Source organism: Alteromonas sp. CyTr2 (assembly GCF_947311905.1).
GTDB classification, from domain to species: domain Bacteria; phylum Pseudomonadota; class Gammaproteobacteria; order Enterobacterales; family Alteromonadaceae; genus Alteromonas; species Alteromonas macleodii.
The window spans coordinates 1-2578 of sequence record NZ_CAMZMZ010000072.1 but is presented as its reverse complement, the minus strand read 5'-3'; the positions used below and the strand labels follow the sequence as shown (position 1 = coordinate 2578).

Annotated in this window: 3 protein-coding genes and 1 pseudogene; all 4 read right to left on the bottom strand. The window is 50.2% G+C overall.

The window, feature by feature from the left end; all coding sequences use genetic code 11:
* Nucleotides 1-75: 75 nt before the first annotated feature.
* A pseudogene (locus QME20_RS19570) lies at nucleotides 76-471 on the bottom strand (DUF4158 domain-containing protein); the annotation flags it as partial.
* 129 nt (nucleotides 472-600) lie between these two features.
* Complete coding sequence (locus QME20_RS19565; protein ID WP_218313322.1) at nucleotides 601-870, bottom strand: maltose acetyltransferase domain-containing protein; 270 nt, start codon at nucleotides 868-870, stop codon at nucleotides 601-603.
* A 289-nt stretch (nucleotides 871-1159) separates the two neighbouring features.
* Entirely contained in the window at nucleotides 1160-1432 is a 273-nt protein-coding gene (locus QME20_RS19560) for a glutathione S-transferase N-terminal domain-containing protein (protein ID WP_281716509.1), read from the bottom strand.
* A 25-nt stretch (nucleotides 1433-1457) separates the two neighbouring features.
* The gene (ubiA, locus tag QME20_RS19555; RefSeq protein WP_199524880.1) at nucleotides 1458-2375 is read right to left on the bottom strand and encodes a 4-hydroxybenzoate octaprenyltransferase; all 918 of its coding nucleotides are present in this window, start codon (nucleotides 2373-2375) and stop codon (nucleotides 1458-1460) included.
* Nucleotides 2376-2578: the final 203 nt, after the last annotated feature.

Here is a 2578-nt window from a genome sequence, read left to right as displayed (position 1 = left end):
CCACAGCTGGAGGCTATATAATACAAAGCCTGTAGCATTCTATGTTACTTTAGAGGGGAAAATCCCTAGAACCCCAAGGTGGTCGAAAAGAGAATTGAAGTGCTGACTTTCGTCCCATTTGTGATAACCAGCAAGGTCTAATACTTTTGCGTAGAGTCGATCTTTTTGTTTTTGTGAGGGAGTGAATGGTCTGAGCCCCTTGCCGCCAAGCAGCTCTTTACTGATGAACATTAAATCCTTAGAAACCTGCGAGTAAGCGATATCTAGGATGACGGGCTTTGATTTGAAGTATCCCAAAATCGCGACAAAGTAACATCTATGAGCTCTGAGACGAATTGACCGAAAAACTGCCAATTCCGCATCGTTCAGAGAAAAGTACAGACGTTGTTCTTCGATTGAAAAAATGGGTGGGGAATAAAGATCTGCCTGTTCTGCTCTCGTGAGAATAGTAATTTCGTTTTTGATGGCCATATCAGGGCTGTTCCGTATTAAATGTACGATATTTACCTAATTTGCCACACTTATAAGTAGTAACCCACCTCCGCAGCCATTTATTGGTGTGGTCTACAGAGGATTAAGTCTTTTTAGAGGGGAAAATCCCTAGAACCCCAAGTTGGCGTAAAAGTTGTCGCCGATGTGTATATTGCGTCCGAACTCGCAGCGGAACGTAGGTTCGAAATGAACCTGCTTACCCATTGAGCCGATAAGCTTCGTCAGAACGGCTTCACGCTTTTCCGCGTTTTGGCCGAAGCTGGCATTATAATCATTCGTCAGGAACACTGCTTCCTCACGAGCCGCCACGAGTTCAGACGTTAGATCGTTGTACATCTGCCCAGATCGGATGAGTTCAAACTGTTCGGCAAGTGTCATGCTATCTCCATTTAGAGCGTTTTCCTATCATAGTGGATCGTATCCGCATGATGGCCCCTGAACATTAAAGGGGCACAAATATACGGTAGGCCGATTTCACGCCTTTTGCGCAGCCTTCTTGATGGCAGTTACGAAGCCCGACAGTTCGGCCGGCGAGGTGAACCGGAACACCCGACCGGCAAATCCTTCCATTCGAGCAAGGTCGCGCTGTCGTTGCACCTTTCGGTAATTGATCACAAATCGGAAGAAGGCCCAATCAAAGCGTTCAGGACATCCTGGCGCGAGCTGATCACCGCGATTTCGGCCCAAACCGGATACCGTTCGTCGAATAACTCGCCACAGGCATAATGATGTTGGGTAATCGAGATGGATAAGCGTATTGTCTGGCAAGATAGCGGACGATGGCGTTCGATTCCCATAGGACTAAATCACCATCCTTCAGGCAGGGAACAAGGCCATTAGGGTTCATCGCGAGATAATCGGGGTCGCTCACCACGCCAAAGGTGCCACCCGCATTGATATGTTCATAGGTGAGGCCAAGTTCTTCAGCACACCAAAGCACCTTGCGGTTTCAGGATTTGCGCGACTTACCAAGTGCCCGCGAAGGCAGCGACCGCCAATAATGCCCCGGTCAGAATGTTCGACAGAAAGAGCCGGAAATTCAGCTCCGGCTTTTCGAGGTCAACACGCCATATCTGCCAAGCCAGATGAGCTGCAATAATAACCATACCGATAGCGTAGGGCATCGCCATGTCCAGTAACCACCCCCCAACCGCCCATGCCCCGACAGTCAAGGCGTAGAACAATCCGACGATAGCCTGCCCCCTGCGTCCAAATAGAATCGCTGTTGATTTCAAACCCAAACGGGTATCATCGGCTACATCGACATAAGCATACACCGTGTCATAGCCGATCTGCCACGCTATAGCGCCGACCCACATTACCACGGCTCCTGCTGGAATATTGCCTGACACCTCCGCCCATGCCATCAGCATTCCCCAATTGAACGCGGCCCCCAAAACAGCTTGGGGCCAATGGGTGAAGCGTTTGCAAAGCGGGTAAATGAATACCAGTGGCAGCACGCAAACTGCGACAAGCGCTGTGAATGGGCTTAAGAAAAACAATAGCAGCGCCGCCAAGGCGAGTTCGACGGCGAGGAATATTAGCGCGTGGCGCGTTCGAAGCTGACCACTCGCGAGCGGACGAAGGCGCGTCCGCTCGACATGCCCATCAAAGTTACGATCCGCAATGTCATTGGCTGTCGAGCCTGCGCTTCTCATCAAAAATGCGCCGAGAAAAAACACTACCAAAAGCCGAAATTCGGGGAGCCCTTGGGACGCTTGAATGAGCGCGGCAAGGCAGGGGAAAAAGGTGAGCCATATTCCTACCGGACGGTCGATCCGGGCAAGCCTTGCATAAGGACGCCAAGCAGCAGGCAACCAACGGTCAACCCAATCGCCAATATGAATATCGCTGAGGTCAGGACGGTTCAAAGTAGTCATCATGTGCTCCAATTCTGTGTCACAAAAATTCCGAAATTTGCGACATATTATACGAATAAAACCAGTGACGTAACAGGTTTCAGGAACTATGCGAACGACTAGCCCCCGTAGGCCCGCTCTCCTCATCTAGGGGTTCTAGGGATTTTCCCCTCTAAAAAGACATAATCCTCTGTAGACCACACCAATAAATGGCTGCGGAGGTGGTT

What these genes read in the sequence shown, in the direction of transcription:
- ubiA (WP_199524880.1), bottom strand. Translation starts at nt 2,375, where the DNA reads ATGATGACTACTTTGAACCGTCCTGACCTCAGCGATATTCATATTGGC.
- QME20_RS19565 (WP_218313322.1), bottom strand. Translation starts at nt 870, where the DNA reads ATGACACTTGCCGAACAGTTTGAACTCATCCGATCTGGGCAGATGTAC.